We start from the raw sequence: 16204 nt of genomic DNA on the forward strand, positions 1-16204 counted from the left end.
CCTCACGCCAGGGGAATACCCACCGAACATGATTGGGAAGCCGCCGGAGGTAGGGTCGAAGTGTTCAACACCCGTCAGAGCTGGCCGGATTCCCGCCCGCTCGACATTAGTCGGCAGGAGACATGAGCGTGCAGCAGGAGGCCGTGGCCGGGGGCTCGGAGCTGGAGGTCTGGATCGACCAGGACCTGTGTACCGGCGACGGCATCTGCGCCCAGTACGCGCCCGAGGTGTTCGAGTTGGACATCGACGGACTGGCCTACGTGAAGGGCGCGGACGACGAGTTGCTGCAGGCCCCGGGGGCCACAACGCCCGTACCGCTGCCGCTTCTCACGGATGTGGTGGACTCGGCGAAGGAGTGCCCGGGCGACTGCATCCATGTACGACGAGTTTCGGACAGGGTCGAGGTCTACGGCCCCGACGCCGAGTGACCTGAACGGCACGCTCCGTCACCGCTGTCGGATTTCTCACACACCTGGTTGCGCGACTCAGACGCTGTGCGCGCCGGCGGGTGTCGAGCGCATGAACGCGCCATTCTTCCACTGCCACTTGGCACTGTCCGTCACGTCCGGGCAGCAGCGCGGTACGTCGCTCGACGAGTAGCCGAGCACGGTGGCCACGACGGCTCCTTCGCGTACGGCGAAGTCACTCACCGTGTCGCCGTCCTTGGGGTCGAGCAGGGTCGCCACCACGCGCGGCTTGTCGCTGTGCGCCGCGCGCGTGAGGACGTACACGCCGTCGGGCGGGGTGCCCATGGGGGCGTCGCAGTGCACCACGGCAACGGTCTCCGGGTTGCCGTCGCCGTCGAGGTCCCCGGTGGCCTTCTTCTGCACGACCGCCTTCACCGGACCGCAGGTGATCGGGAAGTCGACGCCCGCGGTACTGGGCGCGGGGGCCGCGGGGGCGGCCTTGGTGTGCGGGCCTGCTGCCTGGGCCGCCGTCGCGGAGTTGGGCTGCAGGAGCGAGGAGAGTGCCATCACGCCCGCGACGGCCGTGGCGGTGGCGACCCAGTGGATCGGTCGGGTGTGCGTGTGTGCCAGTTCCGGAACGGCGGATTGCTGCACTAGGAGTGTCTCCTGTGAGGGCTGTGCCGGTGGGGGTGGCTGCATCGTGCCACACGTCACAGTACGGGGGAACGGCGGGGTGTTCGGTTCCTCGACAACGCCGCGCCGGGATTGTTCGTTTTGTGGCGCCGTGTCAACAGAAGGGCGCTGCGGCCGAGTTCGGGACGGCATCCGGGAACTCGGCCGCAGCGCCATTGCGTTGACTGCGGTACGCGGTCGCGTCAGCGACCGCCCCCGTCCGCGTTGGGGCCGGCGTAGTCCTCGCCGTAGGCGCCCTTGGCGGGGCGGCGGCGGCGCATGGGGGGCTCGACGCCGTCGGCGAGGCGGCGGGCGGTGAGGAGGAAGCCGGTGTGGCCGATCATCCGGTGGTCCGGGCGGACGGCCAGGCCCTCGATGTGCCAGTTGCGGATCATCGTCTCCCAGGCGGTCGGCTCGTTGAAGGAGCCGATTTCGCGGATGGACTCGACGGTCCTCGCGAGCTGGGTGGTGGTCGCGACGTAGCAGCACAGGATGCCGCCGGGGACGAGCGCCTTGGAGACGGCCTCCAGGCACTCCCAGGGGGCGAGCATGTCGAGGATGACGCGGTCGACGTCGACGTCGCTCAGGTTGTCCTGGAGGTCGCCGACGGTGAGCTGCCAGGCGGGGTGCGGGCCGCCGAAGTAGCGCTCCACGTTCTGCTGGGCGATCTCGGCGAAGTCCTCGCGGCGCTCGTAGCTGTGCAGCATGCCCTGGTCGCCGATGGCGCGCAGCAGGAAGCTGCTGAGCGAGCCGGAGCCGACGCCGGCCTCCACGACGCGGGCGCCGGGGAAGATGTCGGCGAAGGCGAGGATCTGCCCGGCGTCCTTGGGGTAGACGACGGCAGCCCCGCGGGGCATGGACAGGACATAGTCGGGGAGCAGGGGGCGCAGCGCGAGGTAGGCGACGTTCCCGGTGGTGCGGACAACGCTGCCCTCGGGAGCACCGATCAGTTCGTCGTGCGGGAAGGAACCCTTGTGGGTGTGGAAGTTCTTCCCGGCCTCGAGCGTGAACGTGTAGTGGCGGCCCTTGGGGTCGGTCAGCTGAACCTGGTCCCCGACCTTGAAGGGCCCGCGCCTGCGGGCGGCACCGGTCGGTTCGGACATGTGAACAGACTACCGGGGTTTGGCAGGGCCGCCGACCACTAGGACGGTCTGGCCATGGCCTTCACGAAGGCCCGCTCGACGTCGGCGGCGGACAGGACGCCGTAGATCTCGCCGGTCTCCTCGACCACCAGGTACTCGGTGGCGGGGGTGGCCCGCAGGACGTCGAGGAGGTCCTCCCCCGCCAGTTCCGCCGAGACGCGCATGCCGTCCGTGAGGTCCTGGGCGAGACCGCTGACGGGCACCCAGGGGCGGCGGTGTTCCGGTACGCCGACGATGGCGGCCTCGCGCACCAGCGAGAGCGGGTTGCCCTCGGCGTCGACCACGACGAGGGCGCGGGCACCGGCGGAGTTGGCGCGGCGCAGGGCCTCGGACAGCGGGGTGTCCGTCTCGACCGGGACGGCCCGGCGGGTGAGGTTGCGGGCGCGCAGCTCGGGGAGGTGTTCGCGCAGCCGGGCCATGCGCAGGCTGTTGCCCGCGCCGGTCCAGATGATGGCGGCGAGGATCGCGGCGAGCAGGGCGTCGGTGACGGTGTCCATGCCGACGCTGTCCTCGGCGGTGGAGCCGAGGGCGCCGGACTGGGTGAGCAGCGGAAGGCCGATCAGGACGGAGACGGCGAGGGCCCGGCCGACCCAGGCGGCGGCGATGGTGCCGCTCATCGGCTTGCCGGTGATCTTCCAGACGACGGCGCGGAGCATGCGGCCGCCGTCGAGGGGCAGTCCGGGCAGGAGGTTGAAGGCGGCCACGATGAGGTTGGAGATCATCAGGCCGGCCAGCAGGACGCCGGGGACGGTGCCGGGCTCGACGGGCTGCAGGGCGACGTAGAAGAGGCCTGCGAGGACGAGGGAGAGGAGGGGGCCGACGAAGGCCAGGACGAACTCCCGGCCGGGGGTCTCGGCCTCCTTCTCGATCTCGGAGACGCCTCCGAAGAACTGGAGCTGGATGCGGCGGACCGGGAGCTTGAAGCGCAACGCGGCGACCGTGTGGGCCAGTTCGTGGACCAGGACGGAGGCGTAGAAGGCGACCGCGAAGAAGAGGGAGACGAGGTAGCGGGCGGCGCCGAGTTCGGGCAGGACGCGGTCGAGCTGGCCGCCGAAGACCCAGGTGATCAGGGCGGCGACGAGGAACCAGCTGGGCGCGACGTACACGGGCACGCCGAAGGGGCGGCCCATGAGGAGGCCGCCGCGGGGGGATTCGGGGCGCTGGGGCGGGGTGGTCCTGGTGGTGCCGGAGTGGGCGAGGGTGCGGTGGTCGCCGTGGCCGGAGGCGTGGGGCGCGGCGTGGTCGCCGTCGTGGAAGGGGCGGTCGTCCGCGGAGCTCTGGTCCGGGTGGCTGTCCGCAGGGCTCGCTTCCGGGTCGGCACCCTGGGACGGGTCCGGCCCGGTGCCGTTGCTCTTCGTGGGCTCGCTGCCGTCCTCCCGCTCGGCGGCCTGTGTGGGCTGTTCCTCGGCCGGGGTGGGTGTGGGCGCGGCTGGGGCCGGGGCCCCTGCGTGGTGCTCGGCCGGCTCGTCGGTGCCGGGCCGCGGCTGCCCGCTCCCGCCGCTCTCGTCCACGATGTCCCCTCGTTCGAAGCGTCTTCCGCGCCTGCCGGGCGGAAGGGTCTGGGGTCGATGGTATGCGGCCGTCGCGGCGCGTTCCGCCCCGGCACCCCCTGTGTTTTCCCAGCCGTCGCACCCGTCACGGCCGCGGGTGAGTCACTGTCAGTGGCGGGCCGTAAGGTCTGGGGTCATGGAGACGAGCACGGAGGGCGCGGCGGAGGCCGCCGGCAGCGGTACGGCACAGGCGGATCCGCCCGTGACGGAGGAACAGACGCCGGCGACGGCGGTCGACACGGCGGACACGCCCCCGCCGGTCGCCATAGCGCCCGCCAGTCTGTCGCCCTCGCGTGCCAGTGACTTCATGCAGTGCCCGCTGCTCTACCGGTTCCGGGTCATCGACCGGCTGCCCGAGAAGCCGAGCGAGGCGGCCACGCGCGGCACGCTGGTGCACGCGGTCCTGGAGCGGCTCTTCGACGCCCCGGCCGCGGAGCGGACCGCGCCGCGCGCCAAGTCGCTGATCCCCGGCCAGTGGGACCGGCTGCGGGAGAGCAGGCCCGAGGTCGTGGAGCTGTTCGAGGACGATCCCGACGGGGAGCGGCTCGCGCGGTGGCTGGGCGAGGCCGAGCAGCTCGTGGAGCGCTGGTTCACGCTGGAGGATCCGACCCGGCTGGAGCCCGCCGAGCGGGAGTTGTGGGTCGAGGCCGAGCTGGACTCGGGGCTGACGCTGCGCGGGATCATCGACCGGGTCGACGTGGCGCCCACGGGCGAGGTGCGGATCGTCGACTACAAGACGGGCAAGGCGCCCCGGCCCGAGTACGCCGAGGGCGCGCTGTTCCAGATGAAGTTCTACGCCCTGGTGGTGTGGCGCCTGAAGAAGATCGTCCCGCGGCGGCTGCAGCTCGTGTATCTCGGGAGCGGGGACGTCCTGACGTACGACCCCGTCCTCGCCGACCTGGAGCGCGTCGAGCGCAAGCTGCTCGCGCTGTGGGAGGCGATCCGGCAGGCGACGGAGTCGGGCGACTGGCGGCCGCGGCCCACCAAGCTGTGCGGCTGGTGCGACCACCAGGCGCACTGCCCGGAGTTCGGGGGCACCCCCCCGCCCTATCCGCTGCCGGTCAGAGCCGGTGGCTGAACCCCGGCCGGGCGCACGTGCCAGGCGGCGGGCGCCCGGCCGGGGTTCGACCACCGGCTCCGAGGGCGGTCGGGTCCGCTGACGTCCCGCAGGGCAGAATGGGGCCGGACTAGCGAAGGAGACTTACGTGGCCATCCGCGTCCTACTGGTCGACGACCAGCCGCTGCTGCGTACCGGCTTCCGGATGATCCTGGAGGCCGAGCAGGACATCGCGGTCGTCGGCGAGGCCGGAGACGGCCTCCAGGCGCTCGACCAGGTGCGGGCGCTGCAGCCCGACGTGGTCCTGATGGACATCCGCATGCCGCGGATGGACGGTGTGGAGGCGACCCGGCAGATCACCGGGCCCGGGCGGGACGGCCCGGCGAAGGTGCTGGTGCTGACCACCTTCGACCTCGACGAGTACGTGGTGGAGGCACTGCGGGCGGGTGCCAGCGGCTTCCTGCTGAAGGACGCGCCGGCCAACGAGCTGGTGCAGGCGATCCGGGTGGTGGCGGCCGGCGAGGCGATGCTCGCACCGAGCATCACCCGACGGCTGCTCGACAAGTACGCCGGTCATCTGCCCTCCGGTGACGAGCCGGTCCCGGACACGCTGCACACGCTGACCGAGCGCGAGGTCGAGGTGCTGAAGCTGGTGGCGCGCGGGCTCTCGAACGCCGAGATCGCCGCCGACCTGTTCGTCAGCGAGACCACGGTCAAGACGCACGTCGGGCATGTCCTTACCAAGCTGGGGCTGCGCGACCGGGTACAGGCCGCGGTGTACGCCTACGAGAGCGGACTGGTGCGGCCCGGCGCGCAGTAGCGGCAGTCGTCGTACGACACGAAGGGCGCCTCTTCCGTGAGAGGGCGCCCTTCTGTGTGCGTACGGCTGTTGCTCAGTCCTTGCTGAGTTCCCAGAAGCGGAAGACCGTTGAGGCGTCGAGGCAGTACTCGAGGCCGTAGACGCCCTCGCGGGTGACCGCGTACTGCTTGGCCTGCCAGACCGGGAGGACGGGCAGCTGGTCGGCGACGATGTCCTGGAGGCGGCCGTAGTCGCTGTCGGTCGCGGCGCGGTCGCTCTCGGCGGCGGTGCGCGGGATGAGCGTGCTGGTGATGGTGCTGTTGTTGTAGTTGTTGCTCAGCACGTTGCCCTTGCCGAAGAAGGGGGCCGTGAAGTTGTCGGCATCCGGGTAGTCCGGCACCCAGCCCTTCACGTACACGCCGTACTTGCCCTTGGCGATGTCCTTCTCGTACTGGTCGAAGGCGACGGACTTCACGTCGGCGTCGAACAGCCCGCTGGCGTTGAGCTGCTTGGCGATCGCCTTCAGCTCCTCGTCGGTGGCCGGGCCGTAGCGCGACGGCGTGGACCACAGGGTCAGCTTGACCTTGCCGTTGATGCCCTCGGCCTTCAGGGCGGCGGCGGCCTTGGCCGGCGAGGGGCTCGCGCCGTAGGTGTCGAAGAAGGCCGTGTTGTGGCCCGCGATGCCCGCCGGGATGATCGAGTACAGCGGGGTCGCAGTGCCCTCGTAGACGTCCTTGATGAGGGCGTCGCGGTCGATGAGGTAGGCGATGGCCTTGCGCACGCCGAGCTTTCCGGCCACCGGGTCGTCCATGTTGAAGACCAGGTGCTGGACCTCGGCGCTGCTGCCCTCGACGACCTCCACCTTGGAGCTGTTGTCGGCGTTCTGGATGTCGGCGATGTCCGTCGCGGTCAGACCGCGGTAGGCGATGTCGATCTTGTCGTCCAGCAAAGCCTTCTTCAGGGCGGACTGGCGTCCGTGGAAGAACTTGAGCTTCACGCCGGAGTTCTTCACCTCGGCGTTGCCCTTGTAGCTCTCGTTGACCGAGAAGTCGGCCTCGTCCTCGCCGAAGGAGTCCAGCTTGTACGGGCCGGAGCCGACCGCCTTGCCGTCCTTGCGCAGCTTGTTCCCGTCGTACTGGGTGTGGTCGACGATGGAGCCCGCACCCGAGGCGATCTTGCTCGGGAAGGTGGCGTCGGGCACCTTCAGCCGGAAGACGACCGTCTTCTCGTCCGGCGCCTCGACCTTGTCGAGCATGGGGAACATGATCGCCGGGCCGGCCGCGTCGTTGATCTTCAGCATGCGGTCGAAGGAGAACTTCACGTCCTCCGAGGTGAGCGAGTCACCGTTGCTGAACTTGAGGCCGTCCTTGAGCGTGCACTTGTAGACCTTGGTCGTCGTGTCGCTGAAGCCGCACGACTGGGCGGCGTCCGGCTCGGGCTCGGTGCCTCCGTTGGGGAAGCTGAGCAGCGACTGGAAGACGTTGTTGAACAGCAGCCAGGAGCCGGGGTCGTAACCGGAGGCGGGGTCGGTGGCCAGGACGTCGTCGGACATCCCCATCACCACGGATGAACCGGTCCCCCCGGAGTCACCGCCGTCCGTTCCACAGCCGGTCAAAAGGCCGGAGGCCAGCCCCGCCACTACGGGCAGGACCGGCCACTGGTTACGCAAGTTCACTGCAGGTGCCTTCTCGTCGGTTACGGGACCCCGGGGCGCCGTCCCTGGGCCCCGGGCACGAACAGAGATCAGCCGCTCACGCCACGGCCGAGCTCCCAGAGCTGAAGGGTCGAGGAGGAGTTGAGCGCATACGCGGTCCCCGTGACGTCGTCGCGGGCGGCGACGTACTGCTTGCCCTGCCACAGCGGCAGGATCGGGACGTCGTCGGCGACGATGTCCTGGATCTCGGTGAGGTTGCCCGAGGCGGCGATGCGGTCCGCCTCTCGGCGGGACGCCGGGATCAGAGTGTTGATGATCTTGCTGTTGCGGTACGGCGACTTGAGGAAGTTGTCCTTGTCGAGGAAGGGCGCGAGGTAGTTGTCGGCGTCCGGGAAGTCCGGGAACCAGCCCATGCCCCAGACGTCGTACTGGCCCTTGCGCTCGGCCGGGACGAAGGTCGCCCAGGGTGCGCCCTTGATGTCGACGTCGAACAGGCCGCTGTCGTTGAGCTGCTTCTGAAGGATCTCGAATTCCTTCTTGGTGCCCGAGCCGTAGTGGTCGGTCGTGTAGTGCAGCGTCAGCTTGACCGGGGTGCTGATGTTCGCGGCGGTCAGCAGGGCCTTGGCCTTGGCGTTGCTCGGGTCGCCGTACTTGTTGAAGAACGAGTTCGAGTGGCCGGTGATGCTCGCCGGGACCAGCGAGTAGAGCGGCTCGGCCTGGGTGCCGTACACCTTCGAGACGATCTCGCCGCGGTTGATCAGCTGGGCCATCGCCTGGCGGACGGCCTTGGACTTCACGCTCGGGGCGTCGGTGTTGAAGGCGAGGTAGCGGATCTCGAGGCCGGCCATCTCGACCAGGTCGGCGTTGCTGTCCGCGCCGCTGTCCAGCTTCTTGATCTGCTCCGGCGACATCGTGCGGGTCATGACGTCGATGTCACCCTTGTCGAGCGCCTTGCCCATCTCGTCGGCGTCCGCGTAGGAGATCATGTCGACCTTGGAGTTGTTCACCTTCAGCGTCCCCTTGTAGTTGGGGTTCTTGGTGAACGTGGCCTTGACGACCGCGTCGTCCTTGACCTCGGTCGAGAGGGTGTACGGGCCGGAGCCGTCGACGTCGAAGCCGTCGCGCAGCTTGTTCTTCTCGTAGTCGTCGGGGTTGACGATGCCCGCGACCGGAGTCGACAGCTTGTACGGGAAGGTGGCGTCCGCGGTCTTGAGGTGGAAGATGACCTCGTTGTCACCCTGCGTCTCGACGGTGTCGATGGTGTTCAGCAGGGCGGAGACGCCGGAGTCGGCCTTGATGGCGAGGGCGCGGTCGATGGAGTACTTCACATCGGCCGCAGTGATCTTGTCGCCGTTGGCGAACTCCAGGCCGTCGCGCAGCTTGCAGGCGTAGCGCTCGTTGCCCGAGTCGGTGAAACCGCAGCTCTGTGCGGCCTCGGGCACCGGGTCGCCCTCGCCCTTCGGCTGGATCATCAGGGTCTGCACGGTCTGGCGCAGGATGTTCCAGGTGCCGACGTCGTACGCGTACGCCGGGTCGAGCGGCGCGGGAGCGTCCTTCGTGGCGGTGAACTGGTCCGTGGTGCCGACGGCGATCTCGGCGGATCCGCCACTGCCGCTGTCGGAGCCCCCACAGGCGGCGAGCACGGGTGCGAGCAGGCCGACGACGGCAGGCAGCACCAAAGTCTTGCGGTTCATGCTCGTGTTTCTCCAGAGCTGTACTAGTCCGTGTATCCGGCATGCAGGGGTGTCGCGGCGGATCACGGGGGTAGAGGTGTTGGTTCTCGCGACGAGATTAGTCCGCACCAGCACGAGGGTTCGCGGCCACCGGAGTTGAGAACCCATCACGCAGCGAAACCGGGTGCGGACAGACTGAAAACCCGACAGCGGAAGGATTAGTGCAGCCTTCCATCAATCGGGACACAAGGGCAGGCCGCAGGACCCCGAAAGGGGGCGAAGAGCACACGTTGCCCGACCTGTCGACCCTCGCGTCAGTGGGGAACGTCACATTCCCAACGGTCGGGAACCGCACCGGAATTCGGCCATCCGGCGTGCTTCGAATTCTTTCGCACACCGGTGCCGGGAATTCCTTGTCTATCAGCCTTGCACGCTGGGTGAACACCCGGCGCATTTCCGTCATCGAACAGCGATCAGTTGGCGATCAGAAAGTGATCAGGCGGCGATCAGTCCGCGCAGAAATGCCAGGTCGACCTCTTCGAGCGAGCCCACGACGGTGCGCCGGAGGGCGGGGGCGATGGGGGCCACCGAGGGCACCACCACGACATGGCAGCCCGCGGCCTCGGCCGCCGCGACGCCGGTCGCGGTGTCCTCGACGACCGCACATCTGGCCGGATCCACACCGAGCCCGGCGGCCGCGACCAGATACGGGTCGGGGTGCGGCTTGGTGCGCGGCACCTCGTCGCCGGCGACCGACAGGGCGAAGTGCTGTGGACCCAGCGAGGTCAGCACCCGGTCGATGATGCGCCGGTGGGAGGCGGAGACCAGAGCGGTGGGGATCTCGCACTCGGTGAGCTCGGCGAGCAGCCGTGCGGCGCCCGGCATCAGCGGCAGGGTGCGGTCGATGCGGTCCTCGAACCCCTGGTTGAGCAGCACCGTGAGCTCGGCGAGCGTGATGTCGGCGCCGGTGGCCTCGATCAGGAATCCCGCGCTGCGGGTCATGGGGCCGCCGACCACGACATGGCGCCAGGTGTCGTCGAGGGCGTGGCCGAGGCCGGCGAAGATCTCGACCTCGACGTCCCACCAGAAGCCCTCGGTGTCCACCAGGGTTCCGTCCATGTCGAGGAGCACGGCCTGCAGGGCTGAGCCTTCGGCCGTACGGGTTCCGAGCGCAGGGACCGTACTGGTCATCCGGGCGCACCTCCTTGAGGGGCGAGCAGGCCGGTTCCCGCTGGGGGAACCGGCCTGCAGTGGACCGACCAGTGTACGTCGCCCGCGAGCGAAGCGCCTCGTTTATTCGGCGTGGTCCGGGGCACACCGTGTATACCGCCGGGGGCAGCTGTGAGCTGCGCTTTCTGTCCCTTCCGGGCGCCGTTTCGGTGCGTCCCGGGCGACGCTTGCGGCCGCCCGGGGGACCCTTCTCAGCGGGCGTTGAAGTACTTCGCCTCCGGGTGGTGGATCACGATCGCGTCCGTGGACTGCTCGGGGTGCAGCTGGAACTCCTCGGACAGGTGGACGCCGATGCGCTCGGGCTGGAGCAGATCGGCGATCTTGGCGCGGTCCTCCAGGTTGGGGCAGGCGCCGTAGCCGAGGGAGAAGCGGGCGCCCCGGTACTTCAGGGCGAACATGTCCTCCATCTCGCTCGGGTCCTCACCGGCGAAGCCCAGCTCCGAACGCACGCGCGCGTGCCAGTACTCGGCGAGCGCCTCGGCCAACTGGACGGACAGGCCGTGCAGTTCGAGGTAGTCGCGGTAGGCGTTGGCCTCGAACATACGGGCCGTCTCCTCGCCGATCCGCGAGCCGACGGTGACGACCTGGAGACCGACGACGTCCGTCTCCCCCGACTCCTGGGGGCGGAAGAAGTCCGCGAGGCACAGCCGGCGGCCGCGGCGCTGGCGCGGGAAGGTGAAGCGGGTGCGCTCGTTGCCGTGCTCGTCCAGGATGATCAGGTCGTCGTCCTTGGAGACGCACGGGAAGTAGCCGTAGACGACGGCCGCTTCGAGGAGGTTCTCGGTCTGCAGCCGGTCCAGCAGACCGCGCAGCCGCGGCCGGCCCTCGCTCTCCACGAGTTCCTCGTACGACGGTCCCTCGCCGGTGCGGGCCTGCTTGAGCCCCCACTGCCCCTTGAACAGCGCGCCCTCGTCCAGCCAGCTCGCGTACTCCTTCAGCTGGATGCCCTTGATGACGCGGGTGTCCCAGAACGGCGGGGCGGGGATGCGGTTGTCGGTGGCGACGTCGGAGCGGACGTTGCCCTCCTCGGGGCGCTCCTCCTCGGCCTGTAGGGCGCCTGCGCGCACCCGGCGCTGCTTGAGCTCGGGCAGCTTCGCGCCGGGCACGCCCCGCTTGACGCCGATCAGCGCGTCCATCAGACGCAGGCCCTCGAACGCGTCGCGGGCGTAACGGACTTCGCCCCCGTACAGCTCGTGCAGGTCCTGCTCGACGTACGCGCGTGTGAGGGCCGCACCGCCGAGGATGACCGGGAACCTGGTCGCCAGGCCGCGCTGGTTGAGCTCCTCCAGGTTCTCCTTCATGATCACGGTCGACTTGACCAGGAGGCCGGACATGCCGATGACGTCGGCGCGGTGCTCCTCGGCGGCGTCCAGGATCGCGGAGACCGGCTGCTTGATGCCGAGGTTGACGACGTTGTAGCCGTTGTTGGACAGGATGATGTCGACGAGGTTCTTGCCGATGTCGTGCACGTCGCCGCGCACGGTCGCCAGCACGATGGTGCCCTTGCCCTCGGCGTCCGACTTCTCCATGTGCGGTTCGAGGTGGGCGACCGCGGCCTTCATGACCTCGGCGGACTGCAGCACGAACGGGAGCTGCATCTGGCCGGAGCCGAACAGCTCGCCGACGACCTTCATGCCGTCCAGGAGCGTCTCGTTGACGATGTCGAGGGCCGGGCGCTCCTGCAGGGCGGCGTCCAAGTCCTGTTCCAGGCCGTTGCGTTCGCCGTCGATGATGCGGCGCTTGAGACGCTCCTCCAGCGGAAGGGCGGCCAACTCCTCGGCCTTGCCCGCCTTCAGGGACTTCGCCGTGGCGCCCTCGAAGAGCTGCATGAGCTTCTGCAGCGGGTCGTAGCCCTCGGTACGGCGGTCGTGGATCAGGTCGAGGGCCGTCTGTACCTCTTCCTCGCTGAACCGGGCGATCGGCAGGATCTTCGACGCGTGGACGATCGCCGAGTCCAGGCCCGCCTTCACGCACTCGTCGAGGAAGACGGAGTTGAGCAGGATGCGGGCGGCCGGGTTGAGGCCGAAGGAGATGTTGGACAGGCCCAGCGTGGTCTGCACGTCCGGGTGGCGGCGCTTGAGTTCGCGGATCGCCTCGATCGTCGCGATGCCGTCCCCCCGTGACTCCTCCTGACCGGTACAGATGGTGAAGGTCAGGGTGTCGATGAGGATGTCCGACTCGTGGATCCCCCAGTTGCCGGTGAGGTCGTCGATGAGCCGTTCGGCGATCTCGACCTTCTTCTCGGGGGTGCGGGCCTGGCCCTCCTCGTCGATGGTCAGCGCGATCAGCGCGGCGCCGTGCTCCTGGGCGAGCGCGGTGACCTTCGCGAAGCGGGACTCGGGGCCGTCGCCGTCCTCGTAGTTGACGGAGTTGATGACCGCGCGGCCGCCCAGCTTCTCCAACCCGGCCCGGACGACGTCGACTTCGGTGGAGTCGAGGACGATCGGCAGGGTGGAGGCGGTGGCGAAACGGCCGGCCAGCTCCTCCATGTCGGCGACGCCGTCCCGGCCGACGTAGTCCACGCAGAGGTCCAGCATGTGGGCGCCTTCGCGGATCTGCTCGCGGGCCATCTCCACACAGTCGTCCCAGCGGGCCTCCAGCATGGCCTCGCGGAACTTCTTCGAGCCGTTGGCGTTGGTCCGCTCGCCGATGGCCAGGTACGAGGTGTCCTGGCGGAACGGGACGGTCTGGTAGAGCGAGGCGGCGCCTGGCTCGGGCTGCGGGTGTCGCTCGGTCGGGGCCAGCTCGCGGACGCGCTCGACGACCTGGCGCAGGTGCTCGGGGGTGGTGCCGCAGCAGCCGCCGATGAGCGAGAGGCCGTACTCGCGGACGAAGGTCTCCTGCGCGTCGGCGAGCTCCGGCGCGGTCAGCGGGTAGTGCGCGCCGTCCTTGCCGAGGACCGGCAGGCCCGCGTTCGGCATGCAGGACAGCTGGATGCGCGAGTGGCGGGCCAGATAGCGCAGGTGCTCGCTCATCTCGGCGGGGCCGGTGGCGCAGTTCAGGCCGATCATGTCGATGCCGAGCGGCTCCAGCGCGGTCAGCGCGGCGCCGATCTCGGAGCCGAGCAGCATGGTGCCGGTGGTCTCCACCGTGACCGAGACGATCAGCGGGACCTCGTAGCCGGCGGTCTCCATCGCCCGGCGGGCGGCGATGACCGAGGCCTTGGTCTGCAGCAGGTCCTGGGTGGTCTCCACGAGGAGCGCGTCGGCGCCGCCGGCGAGCAGGCCCTCGGCGTTCTGCTGATACGCGTCGCGGATGGCGTGGAAGGTGGTGTGGCCGAGGGTGGGCAGCTTGGTGCCCGGGCCCATCGAGCCCAGCACCCAGCGCTGACGGCCGTCGCGCGCGGCGAACTCGTCCGCCGTCTCGCGGGCGATACGGGCGCCGGCCTCGGACAGCTCTGCGACGCGCTCGGGGATGTCGTACTCGCCGAGGGCGGTGAGGTTGGCGCCGAAGGTGTTGGTCTCGACGCAGTCCACACCCGCGTCGAAGTAGGCGGAGTGCACCGAGCGGACGATGTCCGGGCGGGTCAGGTTGAGGACCTCGTTGCAGCCTTCGAGCTGCTGGAAGTCCTCCAGTGTGGGGTCCTGCGCCTGGAGCATGGTCCCCATCGCTCCGTCGGCGACCACCACACGGGTGGCGAGCGCCTCACGGAGCGCGGACGCACGGGTCCGGCTGTCGGCGGAAGGGGTCAGTGGCGACGAGGCCATGAAAGGGGCTCCCTTTGGTGCGACGGCTGTCGGCTTTGCGCGGTCCGCGGAACTCTCCGCGATGGGCGCACCCCGTCAGGGTAACCGGGGTCGGCCTGGGATGGTCAGGTGCGTCCACGGGCCGGACGAGGGTGACGGGCAGGTCACCCAGGGCCTGCCTTGCGGGATACCAGTGAGACAACAGAACCGACCGATGCGGACCGACCATTGGCGGGAGGTCGGCATCGACCGGTAGTGTTCGACATTGCCGAACGGCGGCAACCACGGTGTAATGACGAAGTTTCGTCGACGGTCGAGGGGACGGAGGCAGTACGGCGATGGCACGGAACATCCAGTCGCTCGAGCGGGCGGCCGCGATGCTGCGGCTGCTCGCGGGCGGCGAGCGGCGGCTCGGCCTCTCGGACATCGCCTCTTCGCTGGGCCTCGCCAAGGGCACCGCCCACGGCATTCTGCGCACCCTCCAGCAGGAGGGCTTCGTCGAGCAGGACGAGGCCTCCGGGCGCTATCAGCTGGGCGCCGAACTGCTGCGCCTGGGCACCACCTATCTCGACGTGCACGAGCTGCGGGCGCGCGCCCTGGTGTGGACGGACGACCTGGCCCGGTCCAGCGGCGAGAGCGTGTATCTCGGTGTCCTGCACCAGCAGGGCGTGCTGATCGTGCACCACGTCTTCCGGCCCGACGACAGCCGGCAGGTGCTGGAGATAGGGGCCATGCAGCCGCTGCACTCCACGGCCCTGGGCAAGGTCCTGTCGGCGTACGACCCGGTCGCGCACAGCGAGGTGATCGAGGCCGACCGCAAGCCCTTCACCGACCGCACCGTGTGCGAGCTGGAGGACTTCGAGCACATCCTCGACATGTCACGCGCGCGTGGCTACGCCGCCGACGTCGAGGAGACGTGGGAGGGCGTCGCCTCCGTCGCGGCACCGATCCACGACCGGCGGCGGATGCCGGTGGGCGCGGTCGGCATCACCGGCGCCGTGGAGCGGCTGTGCCGGGACGGCGAGCTGCGCCCCGAGCTGATCGCGGCGGTGCGGGACTGCGCCCGTGCGGTGTCGCGGGATCTGGGCGGCGGCCGCTTCTGAGGGACGCACAGAGGGACGCATGGGGAGGCCGGAACGTCGGGTGACGTTCCGGCCTCATTCGTAACGTGACAAACCCGTCGAAAGCCCTTGCAGGCACGGACGGTGCTTGTTACTCGTCCGTACGCAGCTGACCTGCAAGATCGACTGCTCACAGCAATCAGTAACGATCCCGTTTTCGAGAACAGAACCCTTGACGCGCACGTAACGCCGCGGCAAGACTCCCGTCCATCGGTCGGCATTGTCGAACACCTACCGGCAATACGCGCTAGAGTGTGACAACGCCAAGGGCCGGCCATCGCTCTCACCCCCGAGGGCAGCTCGAACCTCCGGAGGGACCCGGGGTTCGGTCCCCTGGACGAAGGACAAAGGAGTCGCGGGTGTCCAGCTCCGACATCTTCATCGGCGAGACCATCGGTACCGCCATACTCATCCTGCTCGGCGGCGGCGTCTGTGCCGCCGTGACGCTGAAGGCCTCCAAGGCACGCAACGCCGGCTGGCTCGCCATCACCTTCGGGTGGGGCTTCGCCGTACTCACGGCGGTCTACACCTCGGCGCCGCTCTCCGGCGCCCACCTCAACCCGGCCGTGACGCTCGCACTCGCGCTCAAGAAGGACGGCATCGACTGGAGCGACGTCCCGATCTACTGGGGCGGGCAGCTGCTCGGCGCCATGATCGGTGCGGCTCTGGTCTGGGTGGCCTACTACGGCCAGTTCCACGCGCACCTCACCGACAGGGAGATCGTCGGCGGTCCGGGCGCGCAGGCCACCACCTCCAAGGCCGTCGAGGCGCAGGAGAAGGGCGCGGGCCCGGTCCTGGGCATCTTCTCCACCGGCCCCGAGGTCCGGGTCGCCTGGCAGAACGTCGCCACGGAGGTCATCGGCACCATCGTGCTGGTGCTCGCCGTCCTCACGCAGGGCCTCAACGACAGCGGCAAGGGCCTGGGCGTCCTGGGCGCCCTGATCACCTCGCTCGTCGTCGTCTCCATCGGTCTGTCCCTCGGCGGTCCGACCGGTTACGCGATCAACCCGGCCCGTGACCTCGGTCCGCGTGTCGTGCACGCCCTCCTGCCCCTGCCCAACAAGGGCGGTTCGGACTGGGGCTACGCCTGGGTCCCGGTCGTCGGTCCCCTGATCGGCGCCGCGCTCGCTGCAGGCATCTACAACGTCGCCTTTGCTTAAGAGCACCAGCCTTCACCGCACTTAAACAGCACCGCGCCGTACAGACAGCCCCT

General features: G+C 69.4%; 12 protein-coding genes. 5 read left to right on the forward strand and 7 right to left on the reverse strand.

Annotated features, from left to right (window positions below):
• The first annotated feature begins 122 nt into the window (after positions 1 to 122).
• The gene (locus ABZ880_RS10430) at positions 123 to 428 is read left to right on the forward strand and encodes a ferredoxin (RefSeq protein ID WP_361259816.1); all 306 of its coding nucleotides are present in this window, start codon (positions 123 to 125) and stop codon (positions 426 to 428) included.
• 57 nt (positions 429 to 485) lie between these two features.
• Here the strand turns inward: ABZ880_RS10430 and ABZ880_RS10435 are convergent, their stop codons facing one another.
• The 3 genes from ABZ880_RS10435 to ABZ880_RS10445 all read right to left on the reverse strand — a co-directional run bounded on the left by ABZ880_RS10435 (position 486) and on the right by ABZ880_RS10445 (position 3732).
• Positions 486 to 1061, reverse strand: coding sequence for a hypothetical protein (locus ABZ880_RS10435; protein WP_361259818.1), 576 nt, complete (start codon positions 1059 to 1061; stop codon positions 486 to 488).
• Positions 1062 to 1282: 221 nt separating this feature from the next.
• Entirely contained in the window at positions 1283 to 2182 is a 900-nt protein-coding gene (locus ABZ880_RS10440; protein WP_361259820.1) for a tRNA (adenine-N1)-methyltransferase, read from the reverse strand.
• 38 nt (positions 2183 to 2220) lie between these two features.
• Entirely contained in the window at positions 2221 to 3732 is a 1512-nt protein-coding gene (locus tag ABZ880_RS10445) for a site-2 protease family protein (protein ID WP_361259822.1), read from the reverse strand.
• Positions 3733 to 3907: 175 nt separating this feature from the next.
• Here ABZ880_RS10445 and ABZ880_RS10450 point away from each other — a divergent pair, with 175 nt between their 5' ends.
• Complete coding sequence (locus ABZ880_RS10450; protein WP_361259824.1) at positions 3908 to 4849, forward strand: RecB family exonuclease; 942 nt, start codon at positions 3908 to 3910, stop codon at positions 4847 to 4849.
• A 127-nt stretch (positions 4850 to 4976) separates the two neighbouring features.
• A complete protein-coding gene (locus ABZ880_RS10455; RefSeq protein ID WP_016639462.1) occupies positions 4977 to 5648 on the forward strand; it encodes a response regulator transcription factor in 672 nt (223 codons plus the stop codon).
• Between the two features lie 73 nt (positions 5649 to 5721).
• Here the strand turns inward: ABZ880_RS10455 and ABZ880_RS10460 are convergent, their stop codons facing one another.
• The 4 genes from ABZ880_RS10460 to metH form a co-directional block, all read right to left on the reverse strand.
• A complete protein-coding gene (locus tag ABZ880_RS10460) occupies positions 5722 to 7302 on the reverse strand; it encodes an ABC transporter substrate-binding protein (RefSeq protein ID WP_361259826.1) in 1581 nt (526 codons plus the stop codon).
• A gap of 68 nt (positions 7303 to 7370) precedes the next feature.
• On the reverse strand, positions 7371 to 8975 hold the full coding sequence (locus tag ABZ880_RS10465; protein ID WP_361259828.1) for an ABC transporter substrate-binding protein: 1605 nt from the start codon (positions 8973 to 8975) through the stop codon (positions 7371 to 7373).
• 474 nt (positions 8976 to 9449) lie between these two features.
• Positions 9450 to 10145 carry an HAD family phosphatase gene (locus ABZ880_RS10470; RefSeq protein ID WP_361259830.1) on the reverse strand — a complete coding sequence of 232 codons (696 nt, stop codon included), beginning with the start codon at positions 10143 to 10145 and terminating at the stop codon, positions 9450 to 9452.
• Between the two features lie 230 nt (positions 10146 to 10375).
• Positions 10376 to 13891: a methionine synthase gene (metH, locus tag ABZ880_RS10475; RefSeq protein WP_361259832.1), complete on the reverse strand. Its 3516-nt coding sequence runs from the start codon at positions 13889 to 13891 to the stop codon at positions 10376 to 10378.
• Positions 13892 to 14208: 317 nt separating this feature from the next.
• On the opposite strand from metH, the gene ABZ880_RS10480 reads away from it, so the two are divergent.
• Together ABZ880_RS10480 and ABZ880_RS10485 are read left to right on the forward strand one after the other, a co-directional pair.
• Positions 14209 to 14973, forward strand: a complete 765-nt coding sequence (locus tag ABZ880_RS10480) for an IclR family transcriptional regulator (protein WP_361259834.1) — start codon at positions 14209 to 14211, stop codon at positions 14971 to 14973.
• Positions 14974 to 15350: 377 nt separating this feature from the next.
• Positions 15351 to 16151 (forward strand): MIP/aquaporin family protein, encoded by an 801-nt coding sequence (locus tag ABZ880_RS10485; RefSeq protein WP_361259836.1) that lies wholly within the window; start codon positions 15351 to 15353, stop codon positions 16149 to 16151.
• Positions 16152 to 16204: the final 53 nt, after the last annotated feature.

Source organism: Streptomyces sp. NPDC047043, assembly GCF_040644055.1.
GTDB lineage: Bacteria > Actinomycetota > Actinomycetes > Streptomycetales > Streptomycetaceae > Streptomyces.